The sequence below is a fragment of the Maritimibacter sp. genome, assembly GCF_016774595.1.
Classification (GTDB): Bacteria; Pseudomonadota; Alphaproteobacteria; order Rhodobacterales; family Rhodobacteraceae; genus Maritimibacter; species Maritimibacter alkaliphilus.
In genome coordinates this window covers 1,905,253-1,920,633 of the sequence record NZ_JACBWT010000001.1, presented here as the reverse complement: position 1 = coordinate 1,920,633, position 15,381 = coordinate 1,905,253, and the positions used below count along the sequence as shown (strand labels likewise).

The following is a 15,381-nucleotide window of genomic DNA, read 5'->3' as shown; positions in this document are numbered from 1 at the left end:
CCAACACCCTGCGATTACAGGATCTTGAGAGGGTATCAAGCGTAGCAGTTCAGAATTCGAGGTCCAGCCGCAACGCAGAACGTGCCCAGCCGCTCGCGCCGCTGAGCGTAGCAGTTCAGAATTCGAGGTCCAGCCGCAACGCGATGAATGACCAGATCATCGAACGCCTAGCGTAGCAGTTCAGAATTCGAGGTCCAGCCGCAACTAGGAGACTGGCTTGGAGGAATATCGCTGTAGCGTAGCAGTTCAGAATTCGAGGTCCAGCCGCAACGATGTTGGCCGCGAGGACCACGAACCCGGAAGCGTAGCAGTTCAGAATTCGAGGTCCAGCCGCAACTTTGCGCCGCCGCCGCAAGTTGCAGCGTGCAGCGTAGCAGTTCAGAATTCGAGGTCCAGCCGCAACCAAGCAACGGAGTGAACCAATGACCATCCAAGCGTAGCAGTTCAGAATTCGAGGTCCAGCCGCAACTGGGATATGGGTAATTCGCCCGCGCCGCAAGCGTAGCAGTTCAGAATTCGAGGTCCAGCCGCAACTTTGCGCCGCCGCCGCAAGTTGCAGCGTGCAGCGTAGCAGTTCAGAATTCGAGGTCCAGCCGCAACTCCGACACGTGATCCCAGTTGATCGACGGTAGCGTAGCAGTTCAGAATTCGAGGTCCAGCCGCAACTGGCGTTCGCCTTTCCGATTTCGTCGTCTAAGCGTAGCAGTTCAGAATTCGAGGTCCAGCCGCAACTTCGCGGCGTAGTGGTCCCGGACCGTGATGAGCGTAGCAGTTCAGAATTCGAGGTCCAGCCGCAACCCAGAAAGGCGGTTATGTGCGCGGGTCTGAGCGTAGCAGTTCAGAATTCGAGGTTGTAACCTGCCACAGTTCCCCAACGACCCCTCGCTATAAAGAAGACATGCAGCACACGCTGCGCGATATCAGCGAGGAAGAACATGACCACGAAACCGCACGAGCACACCCAACTTGCAAAATTTGTCGAGCGCCGGGTTCTCGAACTGAAATCCAAGAAGACGCAGGCCGACATCGCGGCACAGGCTGGATACGTGAACCAGAACATGATCACGATGATCAAGCAGGGCCGCTCAAAAGTCGCGCTTGATCGCATCCCGGCGCTCGCTGGGGCTCTCGAATGCGATGCGGCCTACCTCATGCGTCTCGCGCTCGAACAGGCGATCGGCGGCACGGCGGCGGCCACGCTCATCGAGGTGTTCGGCGACCCCGTGACGGTGAACGAACATGCGTGGTTGAGTGAAATACGGAGCGCCTCTGGACATACAGACCCGAGGCTCACCGCGCGCTCACAGTCGACCATCCGCGCTATCTTCGGGAAGTGACATCATGGAAAACCGTGAAAATGAGGTTCTGACGCCGAACGAGCGCGATTGGCTTCGTTTCTTGCGCGACATATCGAACGGTCGGGATGTCGCCATCACTTTGCGCAGGGTGCAGTTGCTCAGGCGGGTGTGCGAGAGAAAGCGGGCCTAGAGATCGTTCGAACTGACAGCACCAGACCGCGTGACCGCGTTCGAGTTGGACGACTAAAACTGCGACCCCCACCTAGGGTGAGCATCGTCGATGACGAGGGGGTGGCTGTGGCTGCGGTGGCCGTGCAGGTGGGGATGATCCAGCGGAAGGTTCTCGTGCGTGTGGGGTATGGCCTCCGACCCACCGACAGGCCAGAGCCAGAGGGCCAGGGCGATCCCCAGACCCGCCACGGCAGCGAGCACGAGCAACGCCGGGGCCAAGCCCAGAGCCGACATGAGCCAGCCCGACAGCGGGTAGGTAACGAGCCAGCAGGCGTGGGACAGGGCGAACTGGGCGGCGAACACGGCTGGCCGGTCTTCGCTGTGGGCGGAGCGGCGCAGGAGACGGCCCGAGGGGGTCAGGACCGACGCGTATCCGAGGCCGACGATCAGCCACGTGGCGAGCACCGAGGGCCATGTGATGCCCTTCGTCAGGACGAGCACGGCAAAGGTGACGAGGGCTACAACCATGACCCCGGCCCCCGCCAGCATGACCGGGCGATCCGAGGTCCGGTCGAGCACGCGGGGGAGCGCGAGTGCAGCGATCATGCTGCCGGCGCCAAAAGCAAACATCGTCCACGCCAAGGCGCTTTCCCCCAGACCCAATTGCCCCCGGACCAGCACCACGGAGTTCACCAGCACCATCGCTCCCGCGCTTGCCGCCGCGAGGTTCAGCGCGAGCAAGCCGCGCAGACGTGGGGTGGCGAGGTAGATGCGGATGCCGCGCGTGGTCCGGTCGTAGATGCCGCGTGGCTCAGCTGACTTCGGGCTGGGGATCAGCACCGACACGACCAATAGCGCAGATGCCGCGAACCCGGCCACCGTGCCGAAGAACAGGGTATTGTAGGTCATGACGGCGAGCAGGAGCGCGGCCAGCGTCGGTGAGACGATATTCTCAAGGTCATAGGCCAGCCGCGACAGAGACAGCGCGCGCGTGTAGCGGTCCTCCTCGGGCAATACGTCCGGGATGGTGGCCTGAAACGTCGGTGTGAAGGCCGCAGAGGCCGATTGGAGCAGGAAGATCAGGACATAGACCTGCCAGACCTCGGTCACGAAGGGGACCTTGCTGGTCAAGGGCGAGTATGCCGAGTTCAAGGACGCGAGCTAGTGGAGACGGGCTGCCGTTCGTCGACTTTGCGGCGGACGGCAGCGACCACCTCATCTTTGTGACCAAGAGCGGCAACTAGTATTTCGATTGCGCTCCGTTTCGGTCGGGTCATGAATGGCTGGATCGAAACGGAGCGCCGGATCCCTTTAGTTGCGTAGAGGAGGTTCGCCGCGGACAGACTCGTGCGCGATGTAGCAGACGAGCTCCTCGAGCTGGGAGATCTTCTCGAATATCACCTCAAGCACATTCGGCCCCGCCATCCGGTCCACCGTCGCAGACATCGGAGAGGCCGAAGAATCGAGAGTGCGGACTGACTCCGCCCCTACACCTCGGTGCGGTGCCCCCTCGGAGACTCTCTGCGCGCGCTCAGGGCGCGCCTTCGTGCTTTCGGTGTCCCAGGCGCCTGAAACGGCTTTGATGCGCTCAGCGGGCAGCACAGCGCCTCTGAGAGCGCACACCCAATTATGCGTGAAACCGGCCATCCAAATTATGTGGTCCGGTTTAAGCGCTGGTGCATTTCCGGCTGGTCCGACCCCGATCGAGTGAACGGCCCTCGAAGTGGATCCATTGCTTTCCACCAAAACCGGACCAGTCCATGATGCAAGGGGCTGAGCCAGGTCGAAGTCCTAGAAATATTCGCTATGTGCGAGGGGGATCGTTTTTGGTGCCGACGTCAAAGGCGGCACCGAACCTCCCATCCACGGGACGCCGCAGCAACCGGCTGTAATGGTTTCATCCCCGCGTCAGGAATGACAATCAAAGATGCGCAAGTCGTGGAAGCGGCTAGGCTCGAAAAGGCGGGAAAGGACTGGTATCGGTTGCGCCGATCAGCTCGTCGACGAGCTTGCGGATCAACGTGGTGCGCAAGACAGTGTGATCGGGGTCGTCCCAAAAGTTCCGGGTTTCGTCAGGGTCTGTAGCCCGTTCGTATAGCTCTCCCCAACCCTCGCCCTCGTAGACCGTCATCCGATGATCGCGAGTTAGAAGAGTGCGTGAGTTCGCCGGCCGGACGGTGAAGTAAGGCTTGGGATAGGCGTTGTCCTCAAACTCCATGAGCAGTTCTTCGCGTCTCTCACTGCTCCAGAGGCTACGACCCTGAATGCCATGGTATGGCGCAACGCCAGCACGTTCGAGGAGCGTCGGCGCGATGTCGATAGTGGAGGCGAGCCGGTCGTCCGTAGTGCCCCCGTCGCGGTCCGGGTCTCGCCAGATGAAGGGCACCCGGTAGGTCGAGTTGTGGATGTAGGGACCCTTCAGCAGCATCGAGAAAGTGCCGAGAAAATCGCCATGATCCGCATTGAACACGACAACCGTATTGTCCCACTGGCCATTCGCTTTCAGTCGGTCGATCAGTTTGCCAACCTGATCATCGATCAGGGCAATCATCCCGGCAGTTAGGGCCATCGCTTCCTTCAGGTGCCGTTCGGTCGCCATGAAGTTTTCCTGCCCGGCCGTGAACTGGCTCCCATCGACAAACTTCTCGCGCAGCGCTTTTAGGACCGGGTTTGGGGTCTCATGTGCTTCGAATGGCAGTTCAACCTCGAAATCGTCAGGGTCATACATATCCCAATAGCGACCCGGCGGATTGAATGGGTGGTGAGGGTCCGGAAAGCTGACGAGCGCGAAGAAAGGCGTGCTGGCGTCCTGGGCATCCAGAAACTCGCACCCTCGCATCCCGATGTAGCTCGAGGGGTAGAGTTCCACCGGCAGCGGCGTGCGGTAGGCCTGGGGGCAGGAATAATTGTGCGGCAACTGGTTCTCGCGGTTGCGTAGCGCCTGCCAGTCGTCCGGGCGGCTGGTCTTGAGCCATTGCAGATAGTGACCGTTCGGGCGGTCGCCGTGGTCGGACGTGAAGTCGACGTGATCGAAGCCGTAATAAGGGCGCGGCACCACGATCTCGTCCGCCGTCAGGTTTTCGGGCGATTCCACGTCATAGCGGTTCGCATCCTTCACCGCCTCGGCAATCGGCCCGGTCACGGGCTGCGGCCCCTTCTTCTGCGGATGGCCCGTCATGCGTTGAAGGTGGCTCTTGCCGATCAGTGCCGTGGCATAGCCGGAGGCCCGAAGCGCCTCGACGAAGGTGCTTTGCGAATAGGGCAGGCTCAATCCATTGTGGCGCAGGCCATGAACCGACGGATAGCGCCCGGTCAGGATCGAGGCGCGGTTCGGCTGACACACGGGGGTCGCCACGTTGAAGTCGGTGAACCGGGTGCCCTGCGCGGCGAGCGCGTCGATGTTCGGGGTCTTTACGACAGGGTGCCCGGCGACGCCCAGCCAGTCCGCGCGCATCTGATCGACCATGATAACAAGGATGTTCGGGCGGTCGGTCATGCGGTCTGTTCCTTTTGCGCGCGAAGGTAATGCTGCGCCACGATCCCCAGCGCCCCGGCAAAGGCCACCAGATGCACGGCAGGCAGCGGCGCGATCAGCAGAAGCGCAAGCCCCACCCGCAGAAGCACTTCGACCGGGTGCAGGCGTTGGCGGTCGAACCGGCTCATCGCGCTGGCGAACAGGTAGATCATGGCGAGCGTGCGAAAGATCGCGGACAGGAACCCGATCATCGAGAAGGCCGCGCCATCGTCGAACGCCTCCGGCACGATCATCATGTCGGGGTTCAGCGCGAACATGAACGGCACCGCGAAGATGACGATCCCGATGCGCACGGCGGCGATCCCCGTGCCGATCGGTTTCGCACCCGCGATCGCCGCGGCGGCAAAGGCCGCGACAGCGACGGGGGGCGTGATCGCTGACGCCACGCCGAAGTAGAACACGAACATATGCGACGTCATCAGCGACAGGCCGAGCGAATTGAGCGCCGGACCCAGGATGATGATGACGGTAAGATAGGCGGGCAAGGTAGGCATACCCATCCCAAGCAGGAGCGAGACGACAGCGGTGATGACGAGCGTGAGCAAAAGCGCCACCTCGGCATAGTCCGAGATCGACCGGCCAAGGCGCGACGGCAGGTCGGTCGCGTCCATGACCCCGACGATGATCCCCACGACGCCGACGACCATCAGGAGCCTTCCGAAGGTCTTGCCGCCGTCCGCGATGGCGGTCAGCAGGATGATCGGCGCGCGGCGCACCACGGGGCTGAAGGCGGACAGCGCCAGCACCACGATAATGGCGGTCAGGGCCGACCCGGCCGGCGAAGCGCCCGCAATCAGCCGCCAGATGATGACGGCGAGCGGTAGGAACACAAGTAGCAGGACATTGATGTAATCCTGCGTCGTCACGGGGTCGAGCTCGTCGCTGCCCTGCGCCGACATGTCGAGCCTGCGGCTTTCGAACATGACGGTCGCGAACAGGGACAGGTAATAGGCCAGCGCCGGGACCAGCGCGGCGGTCATGATGTTGAGATAGGGCGTGCCGGTCAGGTCGGCCATGACCAGCGCGGCGGCCCCCATGATCGGCGGCATGATCTGCCCTCCGGTCGATGCAGTCGCCTCGACACCTCCCGCGAAGTCGGCCCGAAAGCCGCGCTTCTTGATCATCGGAATGGTCACGACCCCGGTGCCCACCACGTTCGACACCGCCGAGCCGCTGACAGACCCGAACAAGCCCGACGCCAGCACGGCGGCATGGGCCGGGCCCCCGCGCGCGTTGCGCATCAGGTAGAACGAGATCTTGATGAGCGAATCCGCCGCCCCGGTGGCAGACAGAAGTGCCCCGAAGATGATGAACGGCAGCACGTTGTTGAGAAGGATCGAAAGCTTCGAACCAAGGACCGCATCCGCCGTGTTGAACCACAGGTTCTCGGCCGCCGAAGTGTAGCCGAGCGCGAGGGCGTGGAAGATGCCGGGCAGGTAGCTCGAAGCGAAGTAATAGGCGAGCGCGACCGCTCCGCACAGCGCAAGCGCCGCCCCGAACACGCGCCAGCACAGGTAAAGGATGGCAAGGCAACCGATCACCGCCGTATGCGCATCGGACACGCCAAGCCCAAAGGTCTCGGTCCCGATGACGAGGTATTGCAAGACGGCATATCCAAGCGCGGCGAAGGCGATCCAGTCCCCGATGGCAAGGCCGCGATGCTGCACGCGCCCGATGTCCTCTTCCGAGCGGCCAAGCGTCAGCACAACGATCAGCGCGGCGAGCAGGAACATGATCGCGTTGTATTTCTCGGTCGGGCTGGCCGGGCCGATCCCGAACATATCTGGGATGTATTCCCCGCGCCACGCCGCCAGCCCGATGGTCGCGAACGGGATGGCGGGCAGGACCGAGATAAGCCCGGTCAAACCCATTACGAGGCCTGCGATCATGGCTGCCCGCGCGCGACCGTGTTCGAGGTTGCGCAGAGATTGCATCAGGAACAGAGCCGCGGCCACCAGCCCCATAGACAGGATCGGCACGACTCGAATGCCGAAATCGCCCACCCGCAGGATCGGATACTCATAGGCCCTGAGATCCACGTCCGGGTCGAAGGTCGGGGCGAAGTGGAAGCCGATCAGCGCATCTACACCCAAAAGCGCCAGCGCGGCAAGGCCGAGCCACAGCGCGACGGGCCGCCCCGCGGTGACCGATTTCCATACGAACCCGGCGGTCGAGATCAGGGCGAGAAGCCGCAGCCAGGTGATCCCCTCCGGCGCCCAGCCGAGGGGCAGTGCCGCATAGCGATACAAATTGAACTTCAGTGAGATGATCGTCTCGGCGACCATACAGAGGATCGCGAAGGCGGCCCAGGCAAAGGCCGTCGCGGCCCGTTTGTCGTCCAAAAGGAACGGGGTCAGGGGTTTGACTGGCGCAGACGCCATGACATCACCTTTTGCTGAGAGGCAGGGGGCTGGACCCCTCGGGGTCCAGCCGGGTCGGCGGCGGGCGGCGGTTACTTCACCGCATCCGGGATCGTCACGCCGACTTCTTCGTAATACCGCATCGCGCCCGGATGCAGCTTGGCAGACATGCCGGTGAAAGCGTTCTCGATGCTGACCGGCGCCAGCACGCGAATGTCACCCTTGGCCTTGTCCAGATTCTCCCAGAACGCCTTGGTCAACGCATAGGCGTCGTCGTCGGACATATCTTTGTGCACCGTCGTCTGCATGAAGTTCTCGGCACCCTGCACCTCGCCTTCGTTAACGACGTTGGAATAGGTGCCCGCCGGGATGACACCCACGGTGTTTGAACCGCCCGCCGAGAACTTGGCCCAGACGTCAGTGTCTAGTGCGCTATCGGGCAGATCGATCAGGCGGATCTCGCCAAGCTGCTCGATGGCGGCGTTGCCCACGGCGGAAGGAAACATGAAGGCTTCGAACTGGTTGTCCTGAAACGCCTGAATAGCGGCGCCCCAGCCAAGGCGGACGACTTCGAAGTCCTGACCGCCGACGAGGCCGGAGGACGCGCCGATGATCGACTGCGCCTGCGCGTTGGCGGCCCCGGCGGGCGGACCAGTGAACACGCGGCGCCCCGCGAAATCGTCGAAGGTTTCGATGCTGCTGGTCGCGCGGACGATGGCGTGGAAGATGCCGTTGGTGAAGCCGTAAAGCGCCCGAACGTTCTCGGACGCGGCCATCGCTTCTTCGGCATTGTTTTTGAACGGGCCGGCTCCGCGCGTCATCGCGTTGTAGGCGGTCGGCGGGCAGACGGCCACGTCGACCTTGCCGGTGGCGACGTTCATACAGGCCTTGGTCAGCGTCTGGCCCGAGTTGATCTGCATGTCGATGTCGCTGTAGTTCGCGATCACCTGCGTCGACAGGTTCGTCATCCCGGTCGGATTGCCGGTTTCGGCGGTGAAGGTCTGGGCATGGGCCGTGGCCGTGAACCCGGCGGCCAGAATGGTCGCAGTAATGAGATGTTTCATGGTGTCCTCCCTGTTGCGACCAAAATGCAGATCAAAATACGAATGAAAAATGCTATTTTATCGTTCTTGCATTACTTTTTTGATATGCTGGAAGTGGCACGGCATCCCGGATCATCTCGATCAGGCGGCTTGCAGCGGCGTTCATCTGGCGATCCGGTAGGACGGTAAGGCCCACCGGGCCGAGCGTGTCGAACCTCAGCCCTTCGAGCGTCACGAACTCGCCACCCGAAAGCTCGCGCTGCACGACACCCTGCGGGATGAGCCACACGTAATCGGTTGCACGAAGGAAATCGCGGGCGAAGTCCGCCGAGTCGGTTTCGATCAGGTCCGGAATGTCGCTGATGCCGTTGGCCAGCAGGATGCGGTCGACCTCGTGCCTCGGGATGGTGCCTTGCAGGTTTAGCATGATACCGAACCCGAGCAGGCTGCGGAAATCGCCGATGGGCTTTCGGCGCAGCGGATGATCCTTGCGCACGACGCATAGGATTGGTTCGGAATAGAGATGCTCGAAGGATAGTCCGCGCATCGCTTCGCCATGGGCCATTCGCCCTACGACGAAATCGATCGCGCCCGCGCGCAGTTTGTCCATCAGTTCAAGATTGGTGCCGCGCAGGACCGTCAGCGTCGTGTTCGGCACCTCGGCTTTGAACCGGGCCACCACTTGCGGGAAATACTGCGCCTCGTATGTCGGAAGCACGCCACAGGCAACGCTGTCGCCCCGTGGCCGCTCGCCCGACACCGTTTCTACCGCCTCTTCGATCCGGAGCAGACCGCTTGAGATAAGCCGGTTGAAATCGCGCCCTTCTGGGGTCAGTTCGAACGCCTTGCGTCGCCGGTCCAGCAACTTGACGCCCAGAACTGCTTCGAGGTCCGAAATCGTGCGCGAAACGGCAGGCTGGCTCGTGCTCAACGCCTCGGCCGCGCGCACGATGCCGCGCTGGCGCACGACTTCCTGAAAGCAGCGCAGGTGACGCATCTTCAATCGTTTGTCGATCATGGTGGACCGACTGTATCCGCCACGCCCTGATCACGGAAGATGCCCGTCGCGGACCAGCTAACCTGCATTAAGTCGATTCTGAAACACGAATTGAGAAGTCGCTTTTCAGACGCGAGTCGACGACCGGGGCAAGTAAACGCTCAGCGAAAAAGGCGCTTCCTTAACCTGCTTGTCCTCATCAGTGTGATGTCGGATTTCGGGCGGGGAATGGCTGGATCGACACGCCGCGCCGGATCCCTCCAATTCTGAAAAGTAGGTTCGCGGCGGACAGCCTCGTGCGCAACATTGCAGACGCGCTTCTCGAAAATCACCTCAGACACATTGTGGACGCGTTGAACCAGAAAGGCCTGCACATCTGGCTCAACGATGAGTGAACGCAAGAGCGGGCATGGACTTTCGAAAAAGGCGCGGAAACTTCTTGAAAAAGAATACTTCCGGCGCGCCTGATACTGACATTGGCTATTCTGATTAGCCCCGGCTTGTTCTCTTCTGAGCGCGGTCACACGACTTGTTTCTCGTTTTTGATGCACAGGGCTGAGCGAAGGCGAAGTCCTAGAAATGCACGATATGTGCAAGTAGGATCGGTTCTGGTCCCGGCAGCACGCTCGGCACCAAACCTCCCATTCATCAAACGATGTCGCACGCGGTTGTATTGGTTTTTTTGAGCGTCAGAAATGAACCACAAGGAGGTGAAAGTGGTGGACGCGGCTAGGCAGCAGTGTTCACTTGCGCAAACCAATGTTGTGCATACTCTTTGAGCTCGTTCAGTCGGTAGACTTCGGGCGCACGGGTTGCTGGGGCTGGAATGGCACCACAATCGGCTAGGAGTGAAGCCCCGATACTCGTGCCTGTGGCAGAATGCGACAACTGAACCGGACGGTCAGTGGCAGCTTCGAGCATTGCAATGAAATCAATGTTGCGCGCGAAGGGGCCCTCGACGATGCTCGGCCCGCGCGCTCCTATCATGGCCAAGCATTCGGCCGTCATAAGGGCGAGATACCACGAGAGTGCGACGTTTTTTTCGCCGGGCGACATGCTGGCGTTACTCCAACCGCCCGGCCGGTTGGGGAATGGGCCGGAGCCAGTCTGGACGGCTGGGAGCAGAAAGCGGCGTTCGTTCAAGACGCTTTCAACATCCTCGGCGGTCGGTGCTGCGACTTCGCCTTTCATCTGTTCGAACTCGCGTCCACCCATGAAGCGGGCGCTTGGGGTCGGTTCGCCTAAGCCGTTGACGTTGATCAATGCGTCGCGGGACGGGTCGAGCACGACCGGCGCTCCATCGACCGCCATGGAAACCACCCACGTTCCGGTCGAAACGACCGAGAAAGGACCATCCATCCGACGCAGATGTGGAAGCAAGGAGGCGTTCGAGTCGTGGATGCCGGACATGACCGGCGTCTCCTCGGCCAATCCTGTGATTTCGGCGATCTCGGGCAGTATTGCTCCCGCGATATCTCCGGCCAACGCCAGGGGAGCCATTATGTCCTCAATACCGAGCGCGGCGACCAGTGTGGAGAATCCGGCGGTATGTGGATTCCACAGGTCTGTATGACACCCGAGCGAAGTGAGTTCGTTGGTGAAGTGCCCCGTAAGGCGACCCGACCAGTATTGCGGATAGCTCACCACCTGTCTGACGCGGCCACGTAGCCCCACTTGCGTTTTGAGCAGCCAATGCAGCTGGGCCCCCGCGTTGAGCCCTACCGGCAGGCGTGGGGACCCCGTCTCAGAAAAATTCGGCCGAAGCGTATCGTAAGCATATGCGAGTTCCTCTGGCCCGGTGAACTCGTAATCCATCACCGGCGTCGCCAGCTTTCCGGCTCCATCCAGGAGCACGAAGGTCGCGCCGTGGGTCGTGACACTGATCCGGTCGATGCCGTATTTGACCTCGAAGACCGACAGGCTCTCAAGCAGGAAGTCCCAGATCCCCTCCACGTCGAAATGCGGATAGGCCGGCCCGGGGCGCACCGTGTTGGGCCGCGTCACCACGTCCAGCTCGCTCATGGTGCCTGTGTCGACCAGCGCCACCTTTGCGTTGGTCTTGCCTATGTCGAGAACGGCGACATGCATCAGGGCATATGAAACATTGGGGCGAGGTCTCTTGTCACCGGTTCGTTGTCCGGGCGCGTCTCCATCACGTCCGCCATGTGCGCCCACCAACGCTGCATAATCTCGGTCCCGGGTAGGTCGTCCATCCCGTGATCATCCCTGCGCCAGAGCACGCCGAAGAGGATGTTCGTCTCCTCGTCGAGGTGGATCGAATAATCCGACACGCCAGCATCGTGTAGCAGGTCCACGAGCTCGGGCCAGATCTCGTCATGCCTTCGTTTGTATTCGGCGGCCATCCCGGGGTGGAGTTTCATCTTGAAGGCGTGCTTGTGCATCACGCCCTCCACTTGGCCCAGAGGCGCGGCAACGCGATGACCCCGATCAGCATCAGGCCGATGAAAATCGACATGACGATGCCCGGCACGTTCAGAAGGCCGAGTCCAAAGGTCACGAGCCCCATGACGAAGGCCGCGATCACCACTCCGGGGATGGAGCCTGAGCCGCCCAGGATCGAAACGCCGCCCAGCACCACCATCGTCACCACCTCGAGCTCCCAACCGAAGGCAATCGAGGGACGCGTGGAGCCCAGCCGCGAGGTCAGGCAGATCGCCGCGATGCCGGACATGAGACCGGTGAGTAGGAACAGGATGAACTTCACGCGCGAGACCCGGATGCCCGAGAACGACGCGGCGGTGGCGTTGTTGCCGATGGTATAGACTGTGCGCCCGAAATTCGTCCGGTGCAGCACGACGTAGTAGATCACCGCGAGCACTGCGAAGAGCACGAATTCGAACGAGAGCACCCACCAGACGTAGCCCTGCCCGAAGAAGGCGAAGTCTGCCGGATAGCCCCGGTAGGCGCCATCGCCGAGGATGATGTAACTGATCCCGCGAAACAGGCTCATAGTGCCGATGGTCACCACGATGGACGGCAGGCCCATCAGGGTCACGAGCACGCCGTTGAACGCCCCAGCAGCCAGCCCCGTGAACAGACCGATCAGGACAAGCTCGAAGGTCCCGGCCCCGACCTGCGCCGCCGCTCCCATTGCCGTGGAAGCGAGCGCGATGATCGCGGCCACCGACAGGTCAATCTCGCCCGAGATGATCAGGAGGGCCATCGCGAAGGCGATCATCGCCTTCTCGGTAAAGTTGAACGTGGCGTCCGACAGGTTCCAGGCGTTCAGGAAGTAGGGCGAGGCGAAACTGTTAGCAACGAAGATCAGGATCGCGACACCGAGAAGCAGGACTTCCCAGCTCTTCAGGATCCGCGCCGCGTTTGACTGCAGGCGGTCGGGGATGTGGCGGGTGTTGGATGCGTCCGTCATGCCTGTGCTCCCTGTGCCTGCGCGCGGCGCAGGATGATACGGCCCTTGGCCTTGGCGCTACGGGCGTTGAACGCCACGGCGGTGATGATCGCGGCGCCGGAGATGGCCATCTGCCAGAAGGGTGAGATATCGACGACCGGCAGCGCATTCTTCACGATCCCGAGGAAGAGCGCGCCCAGGATCGTCCCCAGGATCGTCCCCGCGCCCCCGGCGATCGAAATGCCTCCGATGACGCAGGCCGCGACGACCTCGAGCTCGAACCCGCCGGCGATGTCCACATAGGCCACCGCGTAGCGCGCCACCCAGAGATACCCAGTCAAGCCCGCGAGCGCGCCGGAGATGACAAAGGCCCAGAATTGCGTCTTGCCCACGTCGATGCCGGTATAGACGGCTGCGTGTGGATTACCGCCTACGGCATAGAAGGAGCGGCCCAACGGCGTGCGTGCGATCATCAGAATGAAGATGCCCGCCATCACGATCGCGAACCATGCGAGAACCGGCAGCCCCAGCACCGAGGCACGTGGGAAGCCCGTGAAAGCCGCGCTCATTTCATGCGCGTTGACCCATTCGCCGTTGGAAATGAGGAAGATGATACCGCGATAGATCGTCATCGTGCCGAGCGTCACGACGATGGGCGGGATCGCGAGCTTCCACACCAGTATGCCATTGAATGCGCCCATGATCGCGCCAAGCCCAATGGCGACGGCGAGGATCACGAACACTGGCACGCCCGGCATCGCCGCGTTCAGCATCGCGCAGACCATACCGGTCAAAGCCAAGTTGGCCGCTACCGACAGGTCGATACATCGTGTGAGGATCACCACGGTTTGGCCTAGGGCGAGCAGCAGCAGCGGCGAGGTGTCTGTGAAGACGCGGACGAGGTTGGCGGGTGCGATGAAGCCGGGAAACCGGCTTGCGATCAGGGCCAGGAGCACAATGATCGCGCCCGCAAGGATCGCCTCGCGTGATTTCAAGAACGTAATCATTGGTCTCCCTCGCAGATGCCTGCCGCGTGGCGGACGAGCGTTTCCGGGGTCAGGTTGTCGCCCTCCAGCTCGGCCGCAATCAGCCCTTCGCGCATTACGATCACGCGGTCGGACATGCCCATCACCTCCGGGATTTCCGAGCTGACCATGATGACCGCCAAACCTTGCGCGGCCAGTTCGGCCATGAACGCGTGCACGGCCGCCTTCGAACCGATGTCGATGCCCTTGGTAGGCTCGTCGAGGATGATGACCTTGGGCTTGGTGGCCAGCCACTTGGCGATCACCACCTTCTGCTGGTTGCCGCCGGACAGGTTGCCCACGTCCTGATCGAGCGAGGCGGCGCGCAGGTCGAGCCGCTCGGTATATTCCCGCGCGAGCGCGAATTCTTTTGACATCCGCAGAAACCCCGCGCGCGAGGTCTGGCTGAGTGACGGCAGTGTGATGTTTTGAAAGATCGGTAACCCGATCACCGCACCTTGCTTGCCGCGATCCTCGGGAACATAAACGATCCCGTTGTCGACTGCGTCGGCCGGCGATCGGATGACTTTGATATCGCCGTCGATCTTGACCACGCCCTTTGAGGGCTTCGTGATCCCGAAGAGCGATTGCATCACCTCGGACCGACCTGCCCCGACTAGGCCGTAGAAGCCGAGGATCTCGCCCTTGCGCAAGGTGAAACCAATGCTGTCGAACTCGGTCGGGTGGGAATAGCCCACGACTTGCAACACCTCATCGCTCGGTGTGTGTTCCCGATCGGGAAAGATCTGGTCCACGTCGCGGCCGACCATGAGGCGCACGAGATCGGCCTCGCTAATCTCGGAAATCAAGCCGGCGCCCACGTGCTTGCCATCACGGAACACGGTGAACCGGTCGGCGATGCGAAAGATCTCGTCGAACTTGTGGCTGATGAACAGGATCGCGCGCCCCTCGGCCTTTAGCCGTTCGACCAGTTCGTAGAGCTCTTCGATTTCCTTGTGGCTTAGCGCAGCGGTTGGTTCGTCCATGATGACGACGCGCGCGTCGACCGACAGCGCACGTGCGATGGCGACAAGGTGCTTGGAGGCGATCCCCAGATCGCGCAGCGGCATGCCGGGGTCGAGATCGGCGTCAATCCGGTCAAGGATCTCGCGCGCCCGGCGGCGCATCTCGGCCCAGTCGATCATGCCGAAGCGGCCCTTAGGCGCATGACCAATGAAAATGTTCTCGGCGACGGTGAGCTCGTCAAAGAGCACCGTTTCCTGGTGAATGGCGGTAATCCCGGCGGCGGAGGCATCCTGCGCAGTTGTGAACTGCACGTCCTCGCCCGCGACGCGGATCGTGCCCTCGTCGGGCTGATAGATACCGGTGAGCGTCTTGACGATGGTCGACTTGCCCGCCCCGTTCTCGCCCACCAGAGCGGTCACCTGACCCGGGTAGAGTTCGAGCGACACCTGGTCGAGCGCCTTGACCCCCGGAAAGGTCTTGGTGATCCCGTCGAGCGTCAGCACGGGGTCGGTCGACACCGGCGACGCTTCGCGTGTTTGGGTCTCGATGCTCATCTGCATCGCGGCCTCCGATCAGTTTGATAAAGTGCCCCGGCACACGGGCAGTCCCGCGCGCC

The 15,381-nt window shown here is 62.0% G+C and carries 11 protein-coding genes and 1 CRISPR repeat array; of the genes, 1 reads left to right on the top strand and 10 read right to left on the bottom strand.

Annotated elements, in window-relative coordinates:
• Positions 1-38 precede the first annotated feature (38 nt).
• Positions 39-798: a CRISPR direct-repeat array (repeat unit 36 nt; unit sequence AGCGTAGCAGTTCAGAATTCGAGGTCCAGCCGCAAC).
• Positions 799-935: 137 nt separating this feature from the next.
• Positions 936-1,337 carry a helix-turn-helix domain-containing protein gene (locus HOY44_RS09650; RefSeq protein WP_287434518.1) on the top strand — a complete coding sequence of 134 codons (402 nt, stop codon included), beginning with the start codon at positions 936-938 and terminating at the stop codon, positions 1,335-1,337.
• 204 nt (positions 1,338-1,541) lie between these two features.
• Here HOY44_RS09650 and HOY44_RS09645 read toward each other — a convergent pair whose 3' ends face one another.
• From HOY44_RS09645 to HOY44_RS09600, 10 genes are all read right to left on the bottom strand, one after another.
• Entirely contained in the window at positions 1,542-2,600 is a 1,059-nt protein-coding gene (locus tag HOY44_RS09645) for an MFS transporter (RefSeq protein WP_287434517.1), read from the bottom strand.
• An 817-nt stretch (positions 2,601-3,417) separates the two neighbouring features.
• Complete coding sequence (locus HOY44_RS09640) at positions 3,418-4,965, bottom strand: sulfatase family protein (protein WP_287434516.1); 1,548 nt, start codon at positions 4,963-4,965, stop codon at positions 3,418-3,420.
• Positions 4,962-7,385, bottom strand: a complete 2,424-nt coding sequence (locus HOY44_RS09635; RefSeq protein ID WP_287434515.1) for a TRAP transporter permease — start codon at positions 7,383-7,385, stop codon at positions 4,962-4,964. The genes HOY44_RS09640 and HOY44_RS09635 overlap by 4 nt, the downstream gene beginning before the upstream one ends.
• A gap of 71 nt (positions 7,386-7,456) precedes the next feature.
• Entirely contained in the window at positions 7,457-8,428 is a 972-nt protein-coding gene (locus HOY44_RS09630) for a TAXI family TRAP transporter solute-binding subunit (RefSeq protein WP_008330847.1), read from the bottom strand.
• A 52-nt stretch (positions 8,429-8,480) separates the two neighbouring features.
• Positions 8,481-9,425, bottom strand: a complete 945-nt coding sequence (locus tag HOY44_RS09625; protein ID WP_287434514.1) for a LysR substrate-binding domain-containing protein — start codon at positions 9,423-9,425, stop codon at positions 8,481-8,483.
• Between the two features lie 708 nt (positions 9,426-10,133).
• Positions 10,134-11,492, bottom strand: coding sequence for an FGGY-family carbohydrate kinase (locus HOY44_RS09620; protein ID WP_287434513.1), 1,359 nt, complete (start codon positions 11,490-11,492; stop codon positions 10,134-10,136).
• Entirely contained in the window at positions 11,492-11,806 is a 315-nt protein-coding gene (gene rhaM, locus HOY44_RS09615) for an L-rhamnose mutarotase (RefSeq protein WP_287434512.1), read from the bottom strand. Before rhaM ends, HOY44_RS09620 begins: the two co-directional genes overlap by 1 nt.
• On the bottom strand, positions 11,806-12,795 hold the full coding sequence (locus HOY44_RS09610) for an ABC transporter permease (protein ID WP_287434511.1): 990 nt from the start codon (positions 12,793-12,795) through the stop codon (positions 11,806-11,808). Before HOY44_RS09610 ends, rhaM begins: the two co-directional genes overlap by 1 nt.
• A complete protein-coding gene (locus HOY44_RS09605; protein ID WP_287434510.1) occupies positions 12,792-13,781 on the bottom strand; it encodes an ABC transporter permease in 990 nt (329 codons plus the stop codon). Before HOY44_RS09605 ends, HOY44_RS09610 begins: the two co-directional genes overlap by 4 nt.
• On the bottom strand, positions 13,778-15,325 hold the full coding sequence (locus HOY44_RS09600; RefSeq protein WP_287434509.1) for a sugar ABC transporter ATP-binding protein: 1,548 nt from the start codon (positions 15,323-15,325) through the stop codon (positions 13,778-13,780). Before HOY44_RS09600 ends, HOY44_RS09605 begins: the two co-directional genes overlap by 4 nt.
• Positions 15,326-15,381 lie beyond the last annotated feature (56 nt).

Excerpts from the sequence above, each read along its gene's own strand:
- HOY44_RS09650 (WP_287434518.1), top strand. The coding sequence starts at position 936 with ATGACCACGAAACCGCACGAGCACACCCAACTTGCAAAATTTGTCGAG.
- HOY44_RS09640 (WP_287434516.1), bottom strand. The coding sequence starts at position 4,965 with ATGACCGACCGCCCGAACATCCTTGTTATCATGGTCGATCAGATGCGC.
- HOY44_RS09635 (WP_287434515.1), bottom strand. The coding sequence starts at position 7,385 with ATGGCGTCTGCGCCAGTCAAACCCCTGACCCCGTTCCTTTTGGACGAC.
- HOY44_RS09630 (WP_008330847.1), bottom strand. The coding sequence starts at position 8,428 with ATGAAACATCTCATTACTGCGACCATTCTGGCCGCCGGGTTCACGGCC.
- HOY44_RS09625 (WP_287434514.1), bottom strand. The coding sequence starts at position 9,425 with ATGATCGACAAACGATTGAAGATGCGTCACCTGCGCTGCTTTCAGGAA.
- HOY44_RS09620 (WP_287434513.1), bottom strand. The coding sequence starts at position 11,492 with ATGCATGTCGCCGTTCTCGACATAGGCAAGACCAACGCAAAGGTGGCG.
- rhaM (WP_287434512.1), bottom strand. The coding sequence starts at position 11,806 with ATGCACAAGCACGCCTTCAAGATGAAACTCCACCCCGGGATGGCCGCC.
- HOY44_RS09610 (WP_287434511.1), bottom strand. The coding sequence starts at position 12,795 with ATGACGGACGCATCCAACACCCGCCACATCCCCGACCGCCTGCAGTCA.
- HOY44_RS09605 (WP_287434510.1), bottom strand. The coding sequence starts at position 13,781 with ATGATTACGTTCTTGAAATCACGCGAGGCGATCCTTGCGGGCGCGATC.
- HOY44_RS09600 (WP_287434509.1), bottom strand. The coding sequence starts at position 15,325 with ATGCAGATGAGCATCGAGACCCAAACACGCGAAGCGTCGCCGGTGTCG.